The organism is Streptococcus infantis (assembly GCF_047463275.1).
In the GTDB taxonomy this organism is placed as follows: domain Bacteria; phylum Bacillota; class Bacilli; order Lactobacillales; family Streptococcaceae; genus Streptococcus; species Streptococcus infantis_AF.
In genome coordinates this window covers 124,914-149,091 of sequence record NZ_JASHEE010000002.1, presented here as the reverse complement: position 1 = coordinate 149,091, position 24,178 = coordinate 124,914, and the positions used below count along the sequence as shown (strand labels likewise).

The following is a 24,178-nucleotide window of genomic DNA, read 5'->3' as shown; positions in this document are numbered from 1 at the left end:
TAAATACTAGTTAAGGAGTTCTAGTGAAAAAGAAAATACTAATATGTTTGCTATCTTCTATATTTATTTTATTTTTGGGAGCTTGTAGTCAAGATAAGCAAAAAGATGTCAATGAATCTCATGGAATGAAGATTGTGACTAGTTTTTATCCTGTCTATGCCATGGTCAAAGAAATTTCGGGTGACCTAAATGATGTTCGGATGATTCAGTCGAGTTCTGGTATTCATTCCTTTGAACCTTCGGCAAATGATATTGCAGCCATCTATGATGCGGATGTATTTGTTTATCATTCTCATACCTTAGAGTCTTGGGCGGGTAGTCTAGATGCAAGCCTGCAAAAGTCTAAGGTAAAGGTCTTAGAAGCATCAGAAGGTATGACCTTGGAGCGCGTGCCTGGCTTAGAAGATATGCAGGCAGGAGATGGGATTGATGAGAAAACCTTGTATGATCCTCACACTTGGTTGGATCCTGAAAAAGTTGCCGAAGAAGCACAGATTATCGCTGATAAGTTATCCGAACTGGACAGTGCTAACAAAGACACCTATCAGAAAAATGCACAGAATTTTAGTGCCAAGGCTCACGATTTGACTAAGAAATACCAACCCATCTTTGAAAAGGCTAATCAAAAGACATTTGTGACCCAACACACAGCCTTTTCATATTTGGCAAAACGATTTGGACTAAATCAGCTTGGGATTGCAGGAATATCTCCTGATCAAGAACCAAGCCCAAGACAACTGACTGAAATCCAAGAATTTGTTAAGACCTATAAAGTTAAAACTATTTTTACAGAGAGCAATGCTTCGTCTAAAGTAGCTGAAACGCTTATCAAGTCAACAGGTGTGAGTCTTAAAACTCTCAATCCTTTAGAGGCAGACCCACAAAATGATAAGTCTTATTTAGATAATTTAGAAGAGGATATTGCAATACTAGCAGAAGAATTGAAATGAGGAAATTATGAATAAAACAAAGAAATACTTAGCTGGATCAGCAGTAGTTATTGCGCTTAGTGTTTGTGCTTATGTTTTAAATCAGCACCAAGAAGCAGAGAAGAAGGAAGATAATCGTGTATCTTATGTTGATGGGAAAGAGTCTGATGCTAAAAAGAATGAAAATCTGACACCTGATCAAGTTAACCAAAAAGAAGGAATAGAAGCTGAACAGATTGTTACTAAGATTACAGATCAAGGCTATGTGACTTCCCACGGTGACCATTTCCATTTCTACAATGGTAAGGTGCCTTTTGATGCCATCTTTAGTGAAGAATTGGTCATGAAGGATCCAAACTATAAACTAAGTGATGGAGATATTGTCAATGAGATTAAAGGTGGCTATATCATCAAGGTGGATGGTAAATATTATGTCTATCTGAAGGATGCTAGTCACGCAGATAATATTCGTACCAAAGACCAAATCGAGAAACAAAAACAAGAACACACATCAGATAGTAGCAGTACAAGTAATGAAGTTATTGCTGCCAGAGCACAAGGTCGATATACAACTGATGACGGTTACGTCTTTAATGCTGCAGATATTATTGAAGATACAGGTGATGCTTATATCGTTCCTCATGGTGGCCATTATCATTACGTTCCTAAGAGTGCCTTATCCTCAACTGAACTGGCTGCTGCTCAAGCTTATCTTGCTGGAAGAGGAAGTCAACAAAGTTCAACAGACTACAAACCGATTCCAAGTGTTGAACCAAGTCATCAAGTAGAGAAACCAGCTACAAGCAATCCAGTACAAGAAGAAAATAATCTTCAAAAACTTCTAGACCAACTTTACGCTTTACCAGTTAGTCAACGCTATAAAGAATCTGATGGTTTGGTATTTGACCCGGCTAAAATTACCAGTCGTACGCCTAATGGAGTTGCTATCCCTCATGGAAATCATTACCATTTCATCCCTTATACTAGTTTATCTGCTTTGGAGCAAAAGATTGCACGCTTGATACCACTTTCAGGTCTAGTAACACCATCAAATCCTATAGAAACTCCAAGTAAACCAAACGAAGACCATGACAACGACCATGGCCACGAAGATGTTGATCATCATCACGAAGAAGACCATGACCACGATCATGCTAATCATCATCACGATGAAGAAGAGCATGACCATGACTTCGCAGCTGATCGAGTGATTAGTGAGGACGACCAAGGTTTTGTAGTTTCACATGGAGACCACAATCATTATTTTTACAAGAAAGATTTGACGGCTCAACAGATTAGAGAAGCTCAGGAACACTTGAAAGGTAAAACCGAAGTTAAACCTAATCCATCAGATGAACACCATGATGAAGATGGGCATGATCAACACCATGGTGAAGACCACGATCACGGATTCGATGCTGACCGAGTGATAAGTGAAGATGAGCAAGGTTTTGTAGTTTCTCATGGGGATCACAATCATTATTTTTACAAGAAAGATTTGACGGCTCAACAGATTAAAGAAGCTCAGGAACACTTGAAAGGTAAAACTGAAGTTAAACCTAATCCATCAGATGATCACCATGATGAAGACGGGCATGATCACCACCATGGTGAAGACCACGATCACGGATTCGATGCTGACCGAGTGATAAGTGAAGATGAGCAAGGTTTTGTAGTTTCTCATGGAGACCATGCCCATTATTTCTTTAAGAAAGATTTGTCAGCAGAGCAGATTAAGGCAGCACAAGACCATCTTCATGGCCAACAGCAAACAGAACCTGTTAAACCTCTTGCCAAGACAGTTGAAAGTTTCTCTCGAGATGCCAGCGATGAAGAAAAAATAGCTTATATTTCTAAAACATATGGCGTTCCTATTGAGGCTATCAGAATTTCAAATGGATTCTTTGTATTTGGTAATCCAGACCAAGCTTATGATCCAACTCACATTCACCCTTACGCCGTTCGTAAGGAACACGTTCGTATTCCGCTTCAAACTAGAGATGCAGAGCTTGATTTCCTAAACGAACTCTATACAACTGCTCTACGTGATGGTGTCTCTCCTTATAGCTTGCAGGTTGAAAATGGTAGCTTTGTTATCCCTCATGGTGACCATAACCACTACATCAAGGTTCAAACTAAAGGTTATGAAGTCGCTTTGAAAAACAAAATTCCTGCATTACAGTCAACTTACCAACCTGGTGCTTTTGATGAAAAAGCAGTCCAGTATAAGATTGATCAACTTTTGGCAGAGAGTCGTGAAGTCTATAAAGATAAACCAATTTTACAAAGACAGATTGAACTTGCTTTGGGGCAATTTTCTGAGAATATGAAGAAGCTATCAACCAACTCTACTGCAGGTTATTTGGCAGCTTTGGATTTGTTTGATAAGCAGTATATTCACATTGACTCAAGTGTCAAACCAACAGAAATCAGTCCTTTAGACAAGAAATATCAAGCTTTAGTAGATAAGATTAATACCTTAGACACAGATGCTTATGGACTTCCTAAGAAGGATTTATTGACTCAACTTCAAGAAAATAAACTTGCCCAAGATGAAGCAGGTTTAGATGCAGTTGAAGCTAAGTTACTAGCTTTGCAAGATTTTAATGACCGTACTGGAGTTACAACAGTAGAATACATCAAGTATTTCTACCAACATCTATCTGACGGTCGCTTAAATGACACTCTTAGAAATAAAGTTGCCAACCTAACTTGGACACTTTATCAGTCACAATCCTTCCTTAAGGCAACTGACTTGAACAAACTCTTCCCAGAAATCTACCAAACAAAACTGGAAGTAGAAGAAGCACTGAAAAATGAGCCAGTTGCAAGCAAGACTTCTGAAACAATCTTAGATACAGAAAAAGTGGATGGTCATAGTGCTAAAACTGCAGTCTATGAGTTTTTGAAAGGTTTGTATGATGATCTCAAACCTGAGGAACAAAGTAATCATGTCTTAAAAGGACAGGTAGAAGGTCTTGTAGCAAAAGCTGATGAATTGGTAGCTCAAGTCAAAGAAGAAGGAGTGAAAGCTTCACTTGCTGACGAAGTGAAAAATCTAAATGCAGCATTGGAGAAAGAAGACGCGGACCTTGATGAATTAAATACACAGGTTCAAGATCTTTTGAAACGTATTTCACTAACAATCCAAAATGAACGTGATAATTCGAAACAAGACCCAGAGGTTTTAGTTCTTTACCAAAAACTCTATAACGGTATCATTGCTCTCCATACTTATTTGGAAATGAATAATGGTTCTGATGCGGACTTTGATAAAGTAGATGCCCTGTTTGATAAACTAAGTGCAGCAAGCAAAGATAAGCAAGCTCTTCTAGCTCTTGCGCAAGAAATTGTTTTATTAAACCAAGAGTTTCAATCTAAGGTCAAGCCTGCCGAAACTAGCACTGAACAAACAAGTGAAGAATCAAGTTCACATTCAACAACTACAAGTCCTGAAACAAGTGACAAAGAAGTAAATTAAAAAGAAGTAGCATTGCTACTTCTTTTTTAGTCTTTGTAAGATACGATACCAATGATGGTATCAACTGCACGTTCCATGGTTTGAAGGCTGACATATTCAAAACGGCCATGCATATTTTCACCACCAGCGAAGATATTCGGCGTTGGAATTCCCATAAAGGAAATCTTAGAACCATCTGTTCCTCCACGGATAGGCTCGATAATAGGTGTGATATCAAGGTCTTCCATAACCGCTTTGGCAATGGTTACTGGTGTCATATCCTTTTCGATGACTTCTTTCATGTTGTAGTACTGGTCAGTCAATGTTAAAGTGACACGATCGCTACCAAGTTCTTGGTTCATCTTATCAGCGATAGCTTGCATAGCAGCTTTACGCGCTTCAAAGTTTTCTTTTTTGAAGTCACGAATGATATAGCTAGCACGCGCTTCCTCAACAGTGCCAAATACATCCATGAGATGGAAGAACCCTTGGTAACCCTCAGTCAATTCAGGTCGGTCACCAGCTGGAAGTTGGTTGTGGAAGTCAATTGCCAACTGAAGAGCGTTAACCATTTGTCCCTTAGCAGTTCCAGGGTGTACATTACGACCTTGGAAGTGAAGTTCGGCACCTGCCGCGGAGAAGGTTTCGTATTGAAGTTCACCAAGAGGACCACCGTCAACTGTATAAGCAAAGTCGACATCGAAATCTTCTGCATCAAATTTATTGGCACCAACACCAATCTCTTCATCAGGTCCAAAGCCGACACGAATTTCGCAGTGCTTAATTTCAGGATGAGCAGTCAAGTATTCGATAGCTGTCATAATCTCAGCGATACCAGATTTGTCATCAGCACCTAGAAGGGTAGTCCCATCAGTTGTAACCAAGGTTTGCCCTAGATATTTCTCTAAGCTCTTGAAATCCGCTGGATCAAGCTTGAAACCAGAGTTCCCAAGCTCGATAACTCCGCCATTATAGTTTTCAATAACTTGCGGGTTAACACCTTCAGCATTAAAATCTGCTGTATCCATGTGTGAGATAAAACCAATCTTACGAGTCAAACTAGGATCGTTAGCTGGAAGAGTACCGATAGCAAAACCGTTTGGCAAATAATAGACATTTTGCAAACCGACACGTTTCATTTCTGGGATGATGATGTTAGTCGCAAAGTCTACTTGACTCTGAGTGCTTGGTGTAGTAGTAGAATTTTCGTCTGAACGTGTGTTAACCTTAACATAAGTTAAAAAACGCTCTAGTAATGTTGGATATTTCATCATAACACCTTTTTTCCTTCTTTTAAAACCATTGTATCATAGAAAGAAGAGAAAAACAAAAGTCGGAAGGGAGATAAAATCCTTATGTTAGCGTTTACTTATGGCTTCTTTAGTGATACAATAAGAAAGATAAAAATATCACAAGGATGCAGAGATGAAAAAAGCAATTTTAATGATGACATTTGGTTCACCAGAAGAGATTACCTTTGAAGGAGTAGCCGACTTTTTTACCAACATTCGTCGAGGAGTAAGACCTCAAGACCACGAAATTCAAACCCTTTATGATAATTATGTTCGAATTGGAGGAACTCCACTTCAAAAAATTACCCGTGAAGAAGTCGCCTTGGTTGAAGCTAGGTTAGGAAATGAATATAGTGTCTATTTTGCCAATAAATTTTCAACCCCTTTTATTACAGATGTAATTCGGCAAATGGAAGCAGATGGAATTGAAAAGTGTATTTGCTTGATTTTGGAGCCACACTATTCCTTTTACTCTGTCATGGGGTACGAAAAGTTTCTGGAAAGCAAACAAATTCAGTTTTTAGTTATTAAGGACTGGTATCAAGAAGAAGCACTATTAAACTATTGGACAGCTGAAATTGCTAAAATTTTAAAAGAAAAGGTGAAACAGGATAGCTTTAAAGTCATCTTTTCTGCCCACAGTGTGCCCATTTTTGCCTTGGATTTTGGTGATCCCTATATCGATCAGATTTTCGAAAATAGCAAGTTAATTGCTGAGAAATTAGGCTTGAAACCAGAGCAATATACCAACACTTGGCAGAGCGAAAGTGATATTGGTATTCCTTGGATAAAACCAGATGTATTGGAGTATCTTAGAGAACAGGAACAACATCCAAAGCATTATATTTTTGTGCCTATTAGTTTTATCAGTGAGCATATTGAAGTCTTGTTTGACAACGATGTGGAATGTCATGACTTGTGTCAGGAATTGGAAGTGAACTACCATCGTCCACCAATGCCAAATACAGATTCTCGTTTGATTGATGCCTTGGTCAATATTATCCGAGCTAATGAATATAAAGAATTTAGAGAATTCCTCCCAGAAGAAGAAACCTTTGATGAATTAGTCCCTTCGGAGGAAACTAAGAATATTTTAGATGAATCACAAGACTTACAAATGCCAGAATTTGTTAAAAAATTAATTGAGAAAAAAGGTCGTGAAAATGTCAAGATGCCTTATTTAATCAAAAAAATGCTTGAAAAAGCTGGCAAATTACCTAAAGACTAAGTGAAAATAGAAAAGAACTGGTAATACTCTTCGAAAATCAAATTCAAACTGCGTCAACGTCGCCTTGGCGTACTCAAGTACAGCCTGCGGCTAGTTTCCTAGTTTGCTCTTTAATTTTCATTGAGTATAAGGTTTGTTTCAGATTTCTGCTAAGGCAGGATATAACTTAGAAGGTGAAAGAAAAGGCGGTGGGACAGAAATCGATAGACAAAGTCTTGATTTCGTAGTCTCAGCCCCGCGAGGATGATTAGGAGCTTTTTGGAGTCTAAAAGACGAACAAAAAGTTCAATCAGCTACCGCGTCAAATTATGATTGATAATAAAAAGTGAGGTCGGGCTCTTTTTGTCCCAACCTCTTTTTAGGTGACTAGCGTTTTTTGGCCTAGTTTTTATGTTATTTACCCAGACAGAATTGACTAAACAACTGTGTAATGAGTTCATCAGGAGCGGCATCACCAGTTATCTCGCCAAGAATTTCCCAGGTACGTGTCAAATCAACTTGAAGCAAATCAACAGGCATTCCTAGTTCGAGGCCTTCGTTAACAGCTTGTAGGCTTTCAACTGCCTTTTCAATTAATGAAATATGACGGGCGTTGGATAGATAAGTAGCATCTTGTTCGACCAAGCCAGCATTTTCAAAGAATAGATTATTGATTCGATCTTCAATCTTATCAATGTTTTGATTTTTGAGAACCGAAATGCGGATGATATCTTCAGGAAGTTCCTTTGTTTCAATAGCTTCTGGCAGGTCAGTTTTGTTGAGAAGAATGATTCGATTAGTATCTTGACTAATTTCAAGAAGTTGTCGGTCTTGGGTAGTTAAGGGTTCGCTAGCGTTTAGGACTAGTAGAACTAAGTCAGCTTCCTTGAGAGCTTTCTTGGAGCGTTCAACCCCGATCTGTTCCACGACATCATCTGTTTCACGAATACCAGCAGTATCAATCAACTTCAGTGGAACACCGTTGATATTGACGTATTCTTCAATGACATCTCGAGTAGTCCCTGCAATATCTGTTACAATGGCCTTATCTTCACGCAGGAGGTTATTAAGAAGGCTAGACTTCCCAACGTTGGGACGACCAATGATAGCCGTTGAAATACCTTCACGGAGAATCTTCCCACGACGTGCCGTTTTTAAGAGAATGGTTAATAATTGTTCAAATTCTAAAGTTTTTTCACGGACAACAGCAGTAGTAGCTTCTTCCACATCGTCATACTCAGGGTAGTCGATATTGACTTCGACTTGTGCCAGAGTATTGAGAATCTCTTGGCGCGTATTGTTAATGAGGTCTGATAGTGAACCATCTAGTTGTTTAACTGCAATGTTCATGGCTTTATCAGTCTTGGCGCGAATAATATCCATGACAGCTTCAGCCTGAGTTAAGTCCACACGACCGTTAAGGAAGGCACGCTTGGTAAATTCACCAGGCTCTGCCATGCGAGCACCTTCACGGATAGCTAGCTGGAGAATTTCATTAGTTACGGCGATTCCACCGTGGGTATTAATTTCAATAATATCCTCCCTAGTGAAGGTCTTTGGAGACTTCATAGCCCCAACCATGACCTCGTCCATAACCTTACCAGTCAAAGGGTCAATAATGTGGCCGTAGTTCAGTGTGTGGCTAGCAACCTTACTCAAGTCTTTGCCTTTAAAAATCTTTTGCACAATGGCAAAACTGTCTGTTCCGCTCAAGCGGACAATACCAATGGCTCCTTCACCAAGCGGTGTCGAGATTGCTGCAATGGTATCAAATTCACGTGTAATCATGTTAATTCCTTTTTAAAAATTGAAGCTTTTTATTTACTAATATCTCTTAAAATTGTAACAAAATAAAGTTTTTTATTCAACGAATGCCACTTATAAAGAAAAGCCTAAGCGTATTGCTTAAGCTCTCTTACTTAGTGCGCATTTCCCCTTGCGGGAAGTAAGTTCCTTCAGGCATATCGTTGATGATGACATGAACAGCAGATTGTGGTGCACCAGTGTTACGAACCACAGCTTCAGTTACTTCCTTTGCTAGGGCTTTCTTTTGCTCGAGCGTGCGCCCTTCAAATAAATCGATGCGTACAAATGGCATAATAGCTTCCTCCACTAGTTTTTGATTTCTTCTATTTTACCACATTTTGCCGTTTAAAGCTTTTGGAAAATATGATATACTAGAATGTAGCAGAAAATTAGAAATGGACGTGAAATAGAAACATGGCACAGTTGTATTATCGTTATGGGACCATGAATTCAGGAAAGACCATCGAGATTCTCAAGGTAGCCTATAACTATGAGGAGCAAGGAAAGGGAGTTGTTATCATGACTTCGGCTCTGGATACAAGAGACGGTATAGGCTATGTGTCGAGTCGGATTGGCATGAAGCGACCAGCCATTGCTATCGATGATACTACGGATATTTTTGGGTTTATTCGAGACTTACCTGAAAAGCCCTACTGTGTTCTTGTCGATGAGGCCCAGTTTCTGAAGCGTCATCATGTTTATGATTTAGCTCGTGTCGTCGATGAGTTGGATATACCCGTTATGGCCTTTGGTTTGAAGAATGACTTTCGCAATGAGCTGTTCGAAGGATCTAAACATCTATTGTTATTAGCAGATAAAATTGATGAGATCAAAACCATTTGTCAGTATTGTAAGAAAAAGGCGACCATGGTGTTGCGCACGCAGGACGGACTGCCTGTTTATGATGGTGAGCAAATCCAGATAGGTGGTAATGAAACCTATATCTCGGTATGTCGTAAACATTATTTTGCCCCTGAAATCAATAAGGAGAATCAATAAAAATGAATATCTATGATCAACTACAAGCTGTAGAAGACCGTTATGAAGAATTAGGAGAATTGCTCAGTGACCCTGATGTGGTCTCTGACACCAAGCGTTTCATGGAGCTTTCAAAAGAGGAAGCTTCTACTCGTGATACGGTAACTGCCTACCGTGAATACAAACAAGTCCTTCAAAATATTATCGATGCCGAAGAGATGATTAAAGAATCAGGCGGAGATGCTGACTTGGAAGAAATGGCTAAGCAAGAACTCAAAGATGCTAAGGCTGAAAAAGAAGAGTACGAAGAAAAATTGAAAATCTTGCTCCTTCCTAAAGATCCAAACGATGACAAGAATATCATCCTTGAAATCCGTGGAGCTGCTGGTGGAGATGAGGCAGCACTTTTTGCTGGTGACCTTCTAACAATGTACCAGAAGTATGCTGAAGCCCAAGGTTGGCGCTTTGAAGTTATGGAAGCTTCTATGAACGGTGTCGGTGGTTTCAAAGAAGTGGTTGCCATGGTTTCTGGTCAGTCAGTTTATTCTAAACTCAAGTATGAGTCTGGTGCTCACCGTGTGCAACGTGTCCCTGTGACAGAAAGTCAAGGCCGTGTTCATACCTCAACAGCAACAGTTCTTGTCATGCCTGAGGTAGAAGAAGTAGAATACGATATTGATCCAAAAGACCTTCGTGTGGATATCTACCATGCATCTGGTGCTGGTGGACAGAACGTCAACAAGGTTGCGACTGCCGTTCGTATCGTTCACTTGCCAACCAATATCAAGGTGGAGATGCAGGAAGAACGTACCCAGCAGAAAAACCGTGAGAAGGCTATGAAGATCATTCGTGCGCGTGTGGCTGACCACTTTGCTCAGATTGCTCAAGATGAGCAAGATGCTGAGCGTAAGTCTACAATCGGTACTGGTGATCGTTCAGAGCGTATCCGTACTTATAACTTCCCACAAAACCGTGTAACAGACCATCGTATCGGGTTGACTCTACAAAAACTTGATACAATTCTAGCTGGTAAATTGGATGAAGTTGTAGATGCCTTGGTTCTTTATGACCAAACACAAAAATTGGAAGAATTAAACAAATAATGAAATTAGCTCAAATTTTTAAAGATTTTGAGGAAAAGTTGATAGCACAAGGAGAGGAAGCAGAAAGCCTCTCCTTTGTCTATCGTAGCCTAAAAAATCTATCTTTTACAGATTTCGTCTTTGCCCTCCAGCAAAAAGTAACAGAGGAAGAAGAAGAGTTTGTAGAGGAAATTTACACGAAACTGGCAAATCATATACCTGCCCAGTACATTATCGGTCATGCTGAATTCTTTGGGTTGCAGTTAAAGGTAGATGAGCGGGTCTTAATTCCTCGCCCAGAGACAGAAGAGCTAGTAGACCTCATCTTGACTGAAAATCCTGAGAAAAATCTCAAAGTTCTGGATATTGGGACAGGAAGCGGAGCCATTGCCCTTGCTTTAGCTAAAAATAGACTAGATTGGTTGGTCACAGCTGCGGATATTTCACAGGATGCTTTAGACTTATCGTTGGAGAATGCTAGCGTTCAAAATCTAAATCTCTCTTTTATCAAATCTGACTGTTTCTCTGAAATTTCTTCAAAATATGATATAATTGTATCCAATCCACCATACATTTCTCGTGAAGATCAAGAAGAAGTTGACTTGAATGTTTTGCATTCAGAACCACATTTGGCACTCTTTGCTGACGAGGATGGCCTAGCTATCTATCGTAGAATCGCGGAAGGCTCTAAGGACTATCTAAATGATGGTGGTAAGATTTATCTTGAAATTGGCTACAAACAAGGTCAAAGCGTACCGGATCTCTTCAGAAAAAATTTTCCCGGGAAGCAAGTTAGAACGCTCAAAGACCAATTTGGCCAAGATAGGATGGTAGTCATTGATGATGGAGAAAATTAAGCAAGAGTTGGAAAAAGGTGGAGCTGTAGTTTTGCCGACCGAAACAGTTTATGGTCTCTTTGCAAAAGCATTGGATAAAAAGGCTGTTGACCATGTCTACCAGCTTAAACGTCGTCCAAGAGATAAGGCTCTCAATCTCAATGTTGCTAGTTTAGATGATATCTTGAACTTTTCAAAGAATCAGCCACTTTATTTACAAAAACTTGTTGATTGTTTTCTTCCTGGTCCATTGACCATTATCCTAGAAGCTAATGACAAGGTCCCTTACTGGGTCAATTCAGACTTAACGACTGTTGGATTTCGGATGCCGAGTCATCCCGTCACTCTAGAATTGATTCGTGAGTTTGGTCCCTTAATCGGCCCGTCTGCAAATATTTCAGGACATACAAGCGGTGTTAGCTTTAAAGAGATTCTAAAAGACTTGGACAAAAAGGTTCTTGGTTTAGAAGATGATGCTTTTTTAACAGGACAAGATTCGACTATTTTAGACTTATCTAGCGACAAGGTTAAGATTCTACGCCAAGGTTCGATAACTCGAGAAGATATCCTTGCCAAGATGCCTGAAATTCCTTTTGAGGAGGTATGATATGCTACGTGATTTGAAAGCAACAGATGTTGCATCGATTCATGAGATTAACAAAGATGCTTTAGGTTATGATTTCAGCCCTGAGGAAACGGCTAGTCAACTAGCAAAATTATCCCAAGACTCACATCATTTCCTACTGGGGTTTGAGGAACCGACCAGCCATGACATACTTGGGTATGTACATGCTGAGGTTTATGAATCCCTTTATTCTAATGCCGGATTTAATATTTTGGCTTTAGCAGTGGTACCCCAAATGCAAGGTAAGGGCATCGGGAAAGTTTTGCTCCAAGGATTGGAACAGGAAGCAGAAAAACGTGGCTATAACTTTATCCGCTTAAACTCTGCAGATCATCGTATAGGTGCGCATGCTTTTTACGAAAAAGTTGGTTATACCTGTGATAAAATGCAGAAACGGTTTATTAAATTACTAAAAGGAGAAGACCTATGATTTTTGACAAAGATGATTTTAAAACATATGATGCTGATCTTTGGAATGCCATTGCCAAAGAAGAGGAACGTCAACAAAACAATATTGAATTAATCGCTTCAGAGAACGTTGTATCTAAGGCTGTTATGGCAGCTCAAGGGTCAATCTTAACCAATAAATATGCTGAAGGATATCCTGGACGTCGTTACTACGGTGGGACAGATGTTGTAGACGTCGTTGAAAGCTTGGCGATTGAACGAGCAAAGGAAATCTTTGGTGCTAAATTTGCCAATGTCCAACCTCACTCAGGAAGTCAAGCTAACTGTGCAGCATACATGGCTTTGATCGAACCAGGTGATACGGTTATGGGGATGGATTTAGCTGCAGGTGGGCACTTGACTCACGGAGCTCCTGTTAGCTTCTCAGGTCAAACCTATAACTTCGTTTCATATAGCGTTGATCCGGAGACAGAGCTATTGGACTTTGACGCCATCTTGAAACAAGCTCAAGAAGTGCAACCAAAACTTATCGTTGCTGGTGCCTCAGCCTATTCTCACATTATTGATTTCTCTAAATTCCGTGAAATTGCGGATGCTGTAGGCGCAAAACTCATGGTCGACATGGCCCACATTGCTGGCTTGGTTGCAGCTGGTCTTCACCCAAATCCAGTTCCATACGCACATATCACAACGACAACGACTCACAAAACTCTTCGTGGGCCACGTGGTGGGTTGATTTTGACTAACGACGAAGACCTTGCTAAGAAAATTAATTCCGCTATTTTCCCAGGTATCCAAGGTGGACCATTAGAGCATGTTGTTGCTGCTAAGGCTGTAGCCTTTAAAGAAGTATTGGATCCGGCCTTTAAAGAATATGCTGCTAATGTCATCAAGAACAGCAAGGCTATGGCTGAAGTATTCCTGCAAGATCCTGATTTCCGCATTATCTCTGGCGGTACTGAAAACCACCTCTTCTTAGTGGATGTCACAAAGGTTGTAGAAAGTGGAAAAGTAGCCCAAAACTTATTGGATGAGGTCAACATTACCCTTAACAAAAACTCAATCCCTTACGAAACATTGTCACCATTCAAGACAAGTGGTATTCGTATCGGAGCGGCAGCAATTACTGCTCGTGGTTTTGGTGAAAAAGAAAGCCGTCAAGTTGCTGAACTTATTATTAAAGCCCTTAAGAATGCAGAAAACGAAGCTGTCTTAGAAGAAGTGAGAAGTGCAGTCAAATCCTTGACAGATGCCTTCCCATTATACGAGGACTAATATTTTATGGATATTTATATCAAGAAAGCTATCATCCATCAGTTCAGTCCTGATGACACAGAGTTGTTCTTGGCGGATAAGTTTCTCAATATCACTCCTAAAATCGAGGAATACTTACGTAAAAAAGTGGAGCGTGTGTATTCGGATGATGCCAAAACTGGTATTTTTGAAGAGGATAATCCATTTTTCAATCACATCACAGAAGATTTAATGGAAACATCTGTTACAATTGCTAATCTCTGGAAAGAGGAATTCTCTGTATCTGAAAACCAAAAGACTAATGACTTGGTTTTTGTCCAGTTTTCAAAAGAGGGAGTAGACCACTTTGCCTTTCTACGAATTGCATTGCGTGAAACCTTGACACACTTGGGTGGCGAGGTTGACAATCCAATCAAACTAACTCAAAATAACTTACCTGGGTTTGGAACTGGAGCAGATGAAGCCCTGGTTGTTAATCTTCAAAGTCGCAAGTATCACTTGATTGAAAAACGCATCAAGTATAATGGAGCCTTTTTAAACTATTTTTCTGAGAATCTTATTCAAGCACAACCAAAGATTTCACCTAAGAAATCCATTAAGGAACTAGAAAAAACGGCGCAAAAGATTGCCGAAACCTTTAACACAGATGATTTTCAATTTCAATCCAAGGTAAAATCAGCAATTTTCAATAATCTTGAAGAGAATAATGAGCTCTCTCCAGAAAAATTAGCCAATGATCTTTTTGACAATAATCTTACTGCTCGACTTAGCTTCATTGACCAGGTCAAAGAAGCAGTACCAGAGCCAGTACAGTTTGATGAGATTGATGCCAGTCGTCAGTTAAAGAGATTTGAGAATCAGAAACTTTCCTTGTCAAACGGAATTGAACTCATCGTACCAAACAATGTCTATCAAGATGCGGAATCAGTTGAGTTTATTCAAAACGATAATGGAACCTATTCTATCTTAATCAAAAACATCGAGGATATACAAAATAAATAATGTTTAAACTTATACGAAGAATGCTGGTACTAGCAGTCTTCCTTTTCGCTGGATATAAAGCTTATCTGATTCGTCAGGATGTCAAACAGGTCATGACCTACCAACCCATGGTTCGCGAAATCTTGAATGAAAGAGATACCCCAGCAAACGAAGAGCTTGTGCTCGCCATGATTTATACAGAAACTAAGGGTAAAGAAGGAGACGTGATGCAGTCAAGTGAATCTGCTAGTGGCTCTACTGATACCATAAACGATAATGCAAGTAGTATCCGTCAAGGTGTTCAAACCTTGACAGAAAATCTCTATCTAGCTCAAGAAAAAGGAGTGGATGTCTGGACAGCCATTCAAGCTTATAATTTTGGACCTGCTTATATCGATTTTATCGCCCAGAATGGGAAAAAGAATACTCTTGTACTAGCTAAGCAATACTCCAGAGATACAGTTGCGCCTATATTAGGAAATACAACAGGGAAAACCTATCGCTACATCAATCCCATTTCTATTTTTCAAGGTGGAGAACTTTATGTGGATGGGGGAAACTATTATTACTCTAGACAAGTTCAGCTAAATCTCTATATTATGAAAATTTTTAATCTATTTTAAGAGGCTGGGATAAAAGTCCTAGCCTCTCAATTGTCTTTGGATTATCGAGCAAGACGCAGTGGTTGAGTGGGCTCTACTACGCTGATTTCATCAGCTTTTACAGCCCTACTCAACTGTGCGGAGGTGGGACGACGAAATCGAATTCTAACGAATTACCGATTTCTGTCCCACTCTCTTTTATAAGTTTTCTTTAAGGATACTTTAATATGCTAGAGTAGAAAAGGAGGAACGTCTCATGCGAAAGAAATTCTTTCTGACTAGCGCTGCAGTACTTTTAGCAGTTGCAACACTGCAAAGCGCCCAGGCAGCTACTGATGTTCAAAAAGTCATTGATGAAACCTATGTTCAACCTGAGTACGTCTTAGGTTCTTCATTAACGGAAGATCAAAAAAATCAAACACTTAAAAAACTTGGCTATGATGCCTCAAAAGATACTAAAGATTTGAAGACTATGACACCAGATGTCTACTCAAAAATTATGAATGTCGCAAACGATTCAAGTCTTCAACTTTATTCATCAGCAAAAATTCAAAAATTAGGAGAAAAATCTCCACTTGAGGTCAAGATTGAAACACCTGAAAACATTACCAAAGTGACGCAAGATATGTACCGTAATGCGGCTGTTACCTTGGGTGTGGAGCACGCGCGTATCACCGTTGCGGCACCAATTCCAGTTACTGGTGAAAGTGCCCTAGCAGGTATTTACTATTCCCTTGAGTCAAATGGTGTAAAATTACCTCAGGAAAATAAAGACTTGGCTCAGGAAGAGCTCAAGGCCTTGTCAGATATTAACGATGAAAACAAGGACAAATCAGGCTTTGATGCCAATAAACTGAACGTAGCCCTTGCCGATATCAAGGCTGCAGTCGCTAAAGCTAAAGAGTCTAAAGGTGAGCTCACAGAGGATGATGTTCGTAAGATTGTCGAAGACACATTAAAAAATTATAAACTAGATCAGGTTATAACAGGAAATCAGATCAATGTCATCATTAACTTTGCCTTCAATCTTTCAAAGAGCGATATTCTTAATAACGAAGACTTTACTAAGACGCTAAAAGATCTGAAACAAAGTATCGTTGCACAAGCAGGTGATAGTTTCAACAATATCGACCTAAACTTTGATGCCAACAAAGCTATACAAGACGGTGGAAACATCCTTAGCTCAATTTGGCAAGCTATCCTTGATTTCTTCAAGAGTTTTGGTGCTTAGGTCAATTCATGGTATAATAGATGGTAACAGAATTGTTGCCGTCTTTTTTTGTCGGCTTATAGAAAGTGAAAATTATGTTAAAGAAAAATGATATTGTAGAAGTTGAGATTGTCGATTTGACTCATGAAGGAGCAGGTGTTGCCAAGGTAGATGGCTTGGTCTTTTTTGTAGAGAATGCTCTACCGACTGAAAAAATCCTTATGCGAGTCCTTAAAGTCAACAAGAAGATTGGCTTTGGTAAAGTCGAGGAATATCTTACACAATCTCCACATCGTAATCAAGACTTAGATTTGGCTTACCTGCGTTCAGGCATTGCCGACTTGGGACACCTAGCTTATCCGGAGCAACTCAAGTTTAAAACCAAGCAAGTTAAAGACAGCCTTTATAAGATTGCTGGAATCACGGATGTAGAGGTTGCAGATACTATTGGCATGGAAAATCCTGTCAAGTATCGTAACAAGGCTCAGGTTCCTGTTCGTCGCGTTAATGGTGTTCTAGAGACTGGTTTCTTCCGTAAAAATTCTCATGACCTTATGCCATTGGAAGATTTTTATATTCAGGATCCAGTCATTGACCAAGTTATCCTTGCATTACGTGATTTACTTCGTCGTTATGACTTAAAACCCTATGATGAGAAGGAACAATCTGGCTTGATTCGTAACCTTGTTGTTCGTCGTGGCCATCATTCAGGTCAAATCATGGTTATTTTGGTGACCACTCGTCCTAAAATTTTCCGTGTGGAACAGTTGATTGAACAAGTCATCAAGCAGTTCCCAGAGATTGTGTCTGTCATGCAAAATATCAATGACCAGAATACCAATGCTATTTTTGGGAAAGAATGGCGAGTTCTCTATGGTCAAAATTACATTACGGACCAAATGTTGGGGAATAGCTTCCAAATCTCTGGACCAGCCTTTTACCAGGTCAATACTGAAATGGCAGAGAAGCTTTATCAGACAGCTATTGATTTTGCGGAGTTAAGTGAAGATGATGTGGTAATTGATGCCTACTCAGGAATCGGAACTATTGGATTATCTGTCGCTAAGCATGTTAAGGAAGTTTATGGTGTCGAAGTCATCCCAGAAGCAGTAGAAAATAGCCAGAAGAATGCAAGCTTAAATGGTATCGCCAATGCCCACTATGTCTGTGACACAGCTGAAAATGCTATGAAGAATTGGCTCAAGGAAGGGATCCAACCAACCACTATCCTTGTCGACCCACCCCGCAAGGGCTTGACTGACAGCTTCATCAAAGCAAGCGCGCAAACAGGGGCTGACCGCATTGTCTATATCTCATGTAACGTCGCAACCATGGCGCGTGATATCAAACTCTATCAAGAGTTGGGATACGAATTGAAGAAAGTCCAGCCAGTGGATCTTTTTCCTCAAACGCACCACGTTGAGTGTGTGGCATTGCTTGTGAAAGCGTAAAAACCTTGTAACGAAAAGGGATAAGAAAAGCCTTGATTGTAAGGCTTTTTCTCGTTTAGAGGGGAAGTATTAAAGTAAGCTCTCAGATTTTTTACTAGGTTTGATAACTTATTTGAGATGGTTTCTATTTCCATAAACACTGTAGGGATGTTTTTGTTACCAAAGATAAGAAGTTAATGGGAATAAATGTATCCCCCTATCACTAGTTTAATAAAATGGATCAGATAATGTGGACTAAAAGAATACATTATTTAACAGAAGTAAGTGAACATCTGATTCTAAGTGAAAAATCATTATTTTTCTGTCGATGGAAAAAGTCACTTGAAGTAATTTTTTTAAAATGATAATGTCAATAGAATGTAGTTACTTTATCTACTATATAGAAAACTAAAATCAAAAAAATTAATAATTTTTACAACTCAAAAAGGCGTAATAAAATTGACGCCTTTTTTGAATTGTGTTATTATAGATAAAGCAGAGAGGAGGTAATAAATATGGAAAGAGAATTTGAATTTAGAGAATGGTTAGCAAAAGAAAAAAAATATAGTCCTAGAGTTATTAAGGATATTGTATGTCGTTTTAAGAGAGCTGATAAAATTCTAAGTTATGATAATAAAAAACAAGATTATCTATTTAATTTAGATAGAGAACTTAATTTAAAAAAATTAAAGCCTAATGTGATATCTCAGCTCAAACATTCTATTAAATTATATAAAAGTTTTTTAGATATTGAAACGGTGAGTAATAAAGAATATTCTCCAAAACTTAAAGTAGCATCTATGTTTTCTAATATTGGTGTTGCTGAAGCTAATTTAGGAACAATTGGAGTTGATGTAGTTGTTGCTAATGAATTAGAAGAAAGAAGAGCAAAACTTTACTCTGCTATTTATCCAAATACTGATATGATTGTAGGTGATATTACTGATGAAAAAATCTTCAAGATTTTTTTAGATAAAGCATTACGTACAAATGTGGATGTGATAATGGCAACCCCTCCTTGTCAGGGAATGAGTACTGCTGGGAAAAAGGATGAAGCAGATGAAAGGAATCTGTTAATTCTACCTGTAATTAAAGCAGTTAAACTAATTGAGCCTCGATTTGTTTTTATTGAAAATGTTACTAGTCTTCTATCGACGAGTATTGAAGTAGATAAAAAAAAGTTTGAGATTATTAATTTAATAACTAGTGAACTTAGTTTTAAATATCATATTGAAGTAAATTCTATAGATGTAAGCGATTATGGTGTTCCACAGTCTCGTGAAAGAGCTATTATTCTTTTAACTCGTAAGGATTCTAATTTTATTTGGAGATTACCAGAAAAGAATAAGGAAAAAGTTACAATGAGAGATGCAATTGGTCACTTACCAATAGTTGATCCCTTTGTAAAAGATATTTCTAATGAAGAAAGAAAAATCATGTTTCCATTGTATGAAGAGAGAAGAAAAAAAGCTCTATCAATATCAAAATGGCATACCCCACCTCATCATATAAAGAGACAAATTATTGCGATGCAGCATACTGAGACTGGAAAATCAGCATTTGATAATTTAGTTTACTATCCTAAAAAGTCTGATGGAAAACCTGTTCGTGGTTATAGAAATACATATAAAAGGCAACATTGGGATAGACCAGCTTATACAGTTACTATGGATAATAGGAAAATATCGTCACAAAATAATGTACATCCTGGAAGACCATATACTGAGAATGGGGAGTTACTTTACTCAGACGCTAGAGCTTTAACACTATATGAAATAATGATAATTATGTCTCTACCTCAAAATTGGAATTTGCCTTCAAATGCTTCAGAAGCTTTTGTTAGAAGAATAATAGGAGAAGGTATACCACCGCTTTTCGTTGAAAAAGTATTTAAGAATTTGTTGTATGAAATGGAAGATAATAGAGATGGAAATGCTTAGAGGAACTTCGTTATTTTCAAATGTAGGTGTTGCGGAAGCCTATTTTAAAGATATTGGTATTAAAATCAAAGTTGCAAATGAAATTGATGAAAAACGAGCAGCTTTCTATTCACACTTGTATCCGGAAACTCATATGATTTGTGGAGATATAACTGATAATGAAATTAGAAGTAAGATTGTTGATTGTTCTATTGAGCATAAAGTAGATTTTATAATTGCTACTCCACCTTGTCAAGGAATGAGTGAAGCTGGATTAAGAAAAGAATTTGACGAACGGAATCAACTTATATTCTATGCCATAGATATAATAAAACGGGTAAATCCTAAATATGTTCTTTTAGAGAATGTACCAAAACAGTTAACTACTAAAATAGAGCATAATGGAGAGATTATGCTAATTCCAGACTATATAAAAAGTGAATTGGGTGCAAACTATAATTTTAATGAAGAAACTTTGATTAAGGCACGATATCAAGGGGTTCCCCAGTTAAGAGAAAGAAATATATTTTTGTTAGTTAGAAAAGATATTGATATTAAATGGGAATTTCCGAATGATATCGATGAAATTACTCTTGAAGAAGCTATAGGAAAATTACCAACATTGGATCCTTACCTTCGTGAGGGTATAGACTTTACTTTGGAAAAATTTCCTGATTTTGATAAAAAAAGAATTAAAGGTATGAAAGTATCTAAATGGCACTTTCCGCCAACTCATTCTTGGAGACAAGTACAATGGATGCAGCATACACCAACTGGTAAGTCAGCAATCTATAATAAGGAATATTATCCACAAAAGAGTGATGGTACAAGAATAAAAGCACATCATAATAACTATAGAAGGCAGAGATGGGACATGGCAGGAAGAACAATCACCCAGAATAATGGTGTAATATCTTCCTTAGCTTGCGTCCATCCTGGTAGGCCTATAGAAGGAACAGAATTATATTCTGATGCTAGAGTTTTTTCAATTTATGAATTACTTATTGTGATGAGTTTGCCACTTGACTGGGATATTCCTGAGTGGGCAAATGAACGTTTTATTAGAAAAGTGATAGGTGAAGGAATACCATCAAATATGGTTAAGAGAATTATGTTACAGTTATTGAATAATATAGACGGAGTAAAATAATTATGGAAAAAATAGTTATGCCTAAAAACAGTGCTTTGTTAGATGAAATCCAAGCAGTATTAAAAATATATTATGAAGCTGGTGATTGGCTTTCTAATGATATTTATAAAATACAACTTAAGGAATTGATTGGAGATGATCAATATTCTTCATCATATACAAAAAAATCTCAAATCACATCTTATTTTGGTTTCACTGAATGGCAAGATATTTCAAATGCACATTCATTAAGAAGAATTACTTTATCCGGTAAGAAAATGTATGAAGCCCTATTAGAAGGTAATGATGATAGTGTTCAAGAAATAATTATGGATGCATTGGAAAAAGTAATTTTTGGCCGTAATAATTATGGAGTTCCCTCAAGCAACTCCGATGTTGAACCACCATCACTGTTCATTAGAGCAATTTTAGATTTGGAATATTTAACTTATCAAGAATTTGCTTATTTATTATGGTCGATGGTTGATAATGGGAAATCATATACTGAAAGTATAAACTTTATTTTAAATAGTCGAAATTCTGTTGGAATTGAAGTTCCAACAGAAGCCCAAAAGTATGTGGATTGTAAACCAATAATGATGTTGGTACGTTGGAATTTTTTGAGTATTTCTGAAAAATATAGCAATGGTATTGTAGTTAAACCATCTGTATTAAAGAAATTTACTAATAGACTGAGAAAATTAAAGATATATAACGTTGACAAAGTAATATTGGATGAAGAACTAAATAGCGAAAATAATATTTCACAGCGCGTGACTGGTGGGACTAATATCCTACTTTACGGTGTTCCAGGATCTGGTAAAAGTCATAAAATTACTACAGAATATTGTAATGATGAATCTCGTATGGAACGATTGGTGTTTCACCCGGATTATATGAATACTGATTTTGTCGGACAAATTTTGCCTGTCGTAAAGGAAAATGGAGATATAACCTATAGTTTTGTTCCTGGACCTTTTACAAGAATATTAAAAAAAGCTATTGGTAATCCAACCGAGCATTTTTATCTGATAGTTGAAGAACTAAATAGAGGAAATGCACCAGGTATCTTTGGTGAAATTTTTCAATTACTTGATAGAGATAAAAATGGAACAAGTGTATATGGTATAAATAACTCAGTAATAGCAGAAGAGGTATATGGTGATAAGACAAAACAAATTCGTATTCCCTCTAATTTGTCTTTATTAGCTACCATGAACACTGCTGATCAAAACGTCTTTACACTTGATACTGCTTTTCAAAGAAGATGGACCATGGAAATGATAGAGAATGATGTAGAAGCATCAGATTATGCTGGTTATTTCATTGCTGATTCTCAGTACACGTGGAGTATTTTTAATTCTGTTGTAAACAATCAAATACTGGAAACTAGTAATCAAACTCTATCTTCTGAGGATAAGAGAATGGGAGCTTATTTTATCTCTTCAAAAATACTAAACAAAGAGTATATACAAGAATTACCATCTAATGTTGAACTATTAAATGAATTTAATGAAAAGAACAAAAGATTTGCAGAAAAAGTTCTAAAGTATCTTTGGGATGATGCGTTTAAATTTAATAGAGGTGCTCTCTTCAATGTTAATGAATTTGCTAGTTTAGAAGCAATTATTAAGCACTTTACAGATAACAAAAATTCTGGTAAACAGAGATTTGCAATTTTTATAAATGATATAATTGATAAATTTGATTTAAAGCTTCCAAAACAGCCGTGAGGTAGCAAAAAATGAGTCTGTATTTACCGAATAAATCTTTAGTTGATATGTGTAGGGTTGCTACTAATATTGAAGGCGACACATTTGTTGGAATAAAGGCAGAAATAATTAATGATATTCAGGAAGTGACGGTCAATTTCCCATTAGGTTATGATTTACCTAAAGATTCAGATACGGCCCGTAATGATATTATCTCTCTAATTTCTATTTTACAAAATTACAATGATAACAATTCTAGGTTAAAATCTGTTAATATTAATCAGGCACTAAAAACAGTGAATTTCCCTATGGAAGCTTATGCAATAGTTATTCATTATTTTTTGGATAAGGGAACTTATTATAAAGAGAATGAAGAGTATTATGTTCAATCTTTAGGTGGACGAGTAAATTGGGCAAGGACAATCAAGAAAGTTCAGCCTATTGCTCAATCAAACGGATTTAAATTTTTGAAAATGGAATCAAAAAGACAGAGTGATACTGAAATTACGTTATTAACTGAAATTAACAAGTATTGTGTCTATGAAGCTTTTTTAAATTTAGGCTGGCTTTATAAGTTACCGTTGCCAGAAAAACCTAGAATCGTATACAATAGACCACAATTTGAATCAATTATTAAAGAAAAGATAGCTGTTACCAATAATGATACTGAACGTCGATTATTTCAAAGTATGTTAGATATTTTAGATTATAAGGACCACAAAAAGGAACCAGATCAGTTTTATTTTGGAACTAATAATTTTCAATATATATGGGAGCGTTTGATTGATTTTACTTATGGAATCTCAAATAAACAAAACTATTTCCCTAGAACTCAATGGAACTTGTTATATGAGACAAAGGATGCTAAGGGATATGCATTAGAACCAGATACGATTATGACGAATGGAGATGATGTATTTGTTCTTGATTCCAAGTATTATAAATTTGGTCAAACGAATGCCACGAAAGATTTGCCAGCTTCAACAAGTATTAATAAGCAGATTACTTATGGAGAGTATATAGCCTTTCATGAAAAGTTTAAACAAATTCATGGAGATAACTTTAAAGTTTATAACGCATTCTTAATGCCTTTCTCAAAAAGTCATAAAATCTTTAAAAGTGATACTATGTATCAGTATATTGGAGAAGGTTTGGGAGAATGGAAAGGTCAGGACAAAACTTTTGAACGGGTGCAAGGAATATTAGTGGATGTAAAATCACTTATAAATAATAATTCACCTAAAAGAGTAGAATTTATTCGTGAACTTTCTGATTTGATTGCTGAAAAAGTTTCAGAAAATATGAAAAACAACTAATG

The 24,178-nt window shown here is 37.5% G+C and carries 20 protein-coding genes; 17 read left to right on the top strand and 3 right to left on the bottom strand.

Translation table 11 applies throughout. The annotated features are described in order from the left end of the window. The first annotated feature begins 23 nt into the window (after positions 1–23). A complete protein-coding gene (locus QM923_RS03435) occupies positions 24–950 on the top strand; it encodes a metal ABC transporter solute-binding protein, Zn/Mn family (RefSeq protein WP_414290881.1) in 927 nt (308 codons plus the stop codon). A 7-nt stretch (positions 951–957) separates the two neighbouring features. Then, positions 958–4,410, top strand: a complete 3,453-nt coding sequence (locus QM923_RS03430; protein ID WP_414290880.1) for a pneumococcal-type histidine triad protein — start codon at positions 958–960, stop codon at positions 4,408–4,410. A 26-nt stretch (positions 4,411–4,436) separates the two neighbouring features. Here the strand turns inward: QM923_RS03430 and pepT are convergent, their stop codons facing one another. Then, on the bottom strand, positions 4,437–5,660 hold the full coding sequence (pepT, locus tag QM923_RS03425; RefSeq protein ID WP_414291047.1) for a peptidase T: 1,224 nt from the start codon (positions 5,658–5,660) through the stop codon (positions 4,437–4,439). 154 nt (positions 5,661–5,814) lie between these two features. Between pepT and hemH the strand changes: the two genes are divergently transcribed. Further along, positions 5,815–6,909: a ferrochelatase gene (gene hemH / locus QM923_RS03420; protein WP_414290879.1), complete on the top strand. Its 1,095-nt coding sequence runs from the start codon at positions 5,815–5,817 to the stop codon at positions 6,907–6,909. Positions 6,910–7,302: 393 nt separating this feature from the next. Here hemH and mnmE read toward each other — a convergent pair whose 3' ends face one another. Continuing rightward, complete coding sequence (gene mnmE, locus QM923_RS03415) at positions 7,303–8,676, bottom strand: tRNA uridine-5-carboxymethylaminomethyl(34) synthesis GTPase MnmE (protein ID WP_414290878.1); 1,374 nt, start codon at positions 8,674–8,676, stop codon at positions 7,303–7,305. A gap of 127 nt (positions 8,677–8,803) precedes the next feature. Next, the gene (locus QM923_RS03410; RefSeq protein WP_001117401.1) at positions 8,804–8,986 is read right to left on the bottom strand and encodes a 4-oxalocrotonate tautomerase; all 183 of its coding nucleotides are present in this window, start codon (positions 8,984–8,986) and stop codon (positions 8,804–8,806) included. A 122-nt stretch (positions 8,987–9,108) separates the two neighbouring features. On the opposite strand from QM923_RS03410, the gene QM923_RS03405 reads away from it, so the two are divergent. The 14 genes from QM923_RS03405 (at position 9,109) to QM923_RS03340 (ending at position 24,176) form a co-directional block, all read left to right on the top strand. Then, positions 9,109–9,693, top strand: coding sequence for a thymidine kinase (locus QM923_RS03405; RefSeq protein WP_414290877.1), 585 nt, complete (start codon positions 9,109–9,111; stop codon positions 9,691–9,693). Positions 9,694–9,695: 2 nt separating this feature from the next. Further along, on the top strand, positions 9,696–10,775 hold the full coding sequence (prfA, locus tag QM923_RS03400) for a peptide chain release factor 1 (protein ID WP_006153692.1): 1,080 nt from the start codon (positions 9,696–9,698) through the stop codon (positions 10,773–10,775). Continuing rightward, positions 10,775–11,611 (top strand): peptide chain release factor N(5)-glutamine methyltransferase, encoded by an 837-nt coding sequence (gene prmC / locus QM923_RS03395; protein WP_414290876.1) that lies wholly within the window; start codon positions 10,775–10,777, stop codon positions 11,609–11,611. The genes prfA and prmC overlap by 1 nt, the downstream gene beginning before the upstream one ends. Next, entirely contained in the window at positions 11,595–12,197 is a 603-nt protein-coding gene (locus QM923_RS03390) for an L-threonylcarbamoyladenylate synthase (RefSeq protein WP_414290875.1), read from the top strand. The genes prmC and QM923_RS03390 overlap by 17 nt, the downstream gene beginning before the upstream one ends. Before the next feature lies 1 nt (position 12,198). Then, positions 12,199–12,645, top strand: a complete 447-nt coding sequence (locus tag QM923_RS03385) for a GNAT family N-acetyltransferase (protein WP_414290874.1) — start codon at positions 12,199–12,201, stop codon at positions 12,643–12,645. Continuing rightward, positions 12,642–13,898: a serine hydroxymethyltransferase gene (glyA, locus tag QM923_RS03380; protein ID WP_414290873.1), complete on the top strand. Its 1,257-nt coding sequence runs from the start codon at positions 12,642–12,644 to the stop codon at positions 13,896–13,898. Before QM923_RS03385 ends, glyA begins: the two co-directional genes overlap by 4 nt. A gap of 6 nt (positions 13,899–13,904) precedes the next feature. Beyond that, positions 13,905–14,879, top strand: coding sequence for a nucleoid-associated protein (locus QM923_RS03375; protein ID WP_006148471.1), 975 nt, complete (start codon positions 13,905–13,907; stop codon positions 14,877–14,879). Then, on the top strand, positions 14,879–15,481 hold the full coding sequence (locus QM923_RS03370; protein WP_025170346.1) for a lysozyme family protein: 603 nt from the start codon (positions 14,879–14,881) through the stop codon (positions 15,479–15,481). The genes QM923_RS03375 and QM923_RS03370 overlap by 1 nt, the downstream gene beginning before the upstream one ends. A 235-nt stretch (positions 15,482–15,716) precedes the next feature. After that, positions 15,717–16,691, top strand: coding sequence for a DUF1002 domain-containing protein (locus QM923_RS03365; RefSeq protein ID WP_414290872.1), 975 nt, complete (start codon positions 15,717–15,719; stop codon positions 16,689–16,691). Between the two features lie 74 nt (positions 16,692–16,765). Beyond that, positions 16,766–18,121, top strand: coding sequence for a 23S rRNA (uracil(1939)-C(5))-methyltransferase RlmD (gene rlmD / locus QM923_RS03360; RefSeq protein ID WP_414290871.1), 1,356 nt, complete (start codon positions 16,766–16,768; stop codon positions 18,119–18,121). A 494-nt stretch (positions 18,122–18,615) separates the two neighbouring features. After that, on the top strand, positions 18,616–20,040 hold the full coding sequence (locus QM923_RS03355; protein WP_414290870.1) for a DNA cytosine methyltransferase: 1,425 nt from the start codon (positions 18,616–18,618) through the stop codon (positions 20,038–20,040). After that, a complete protein-coding gene (locus tag QM923_RS03350; RefSeq protein ID WP_414290869.1) occupies positions 20,006–21,169 on the top strand; it encodes a DNA cytosine methyltransferase in 1,164 nt (387 codons plus the stop codon). The genes QM923_RS03355 and QM923_RS03350 overlap by 35 nt, the downstream gene beginning before the upstream one ends. Before the next feature lie 2 nt (positions 21,170–21,171). After that, positions 21,172–22,881: an AAA family ATPase gene (locus QM923_RS03345; RefSeq protein ID WP_414290868.1), complete on the top strand. Its 1,710-nt coding sequence runs from the start codon at positions 21,172–21,174 to the stop codon at positions 22,879–22,881. Between the two features lie 11 nt (positions 22,882–22,892). Next, positions 22,893–24,176 (top strand): LlaJI family restriction endonuclease, encoded by a 1,284-nt coding sequence (locus QM923_RS03340; protein ID WP_414290867.1) that lies wholly within the window; start codon positions 22,893–22,895, stop codon positions 24,174–24,176. The last annotated feature ends 2 nt before the right edge of the window (positions 24,177–24,178 follow it).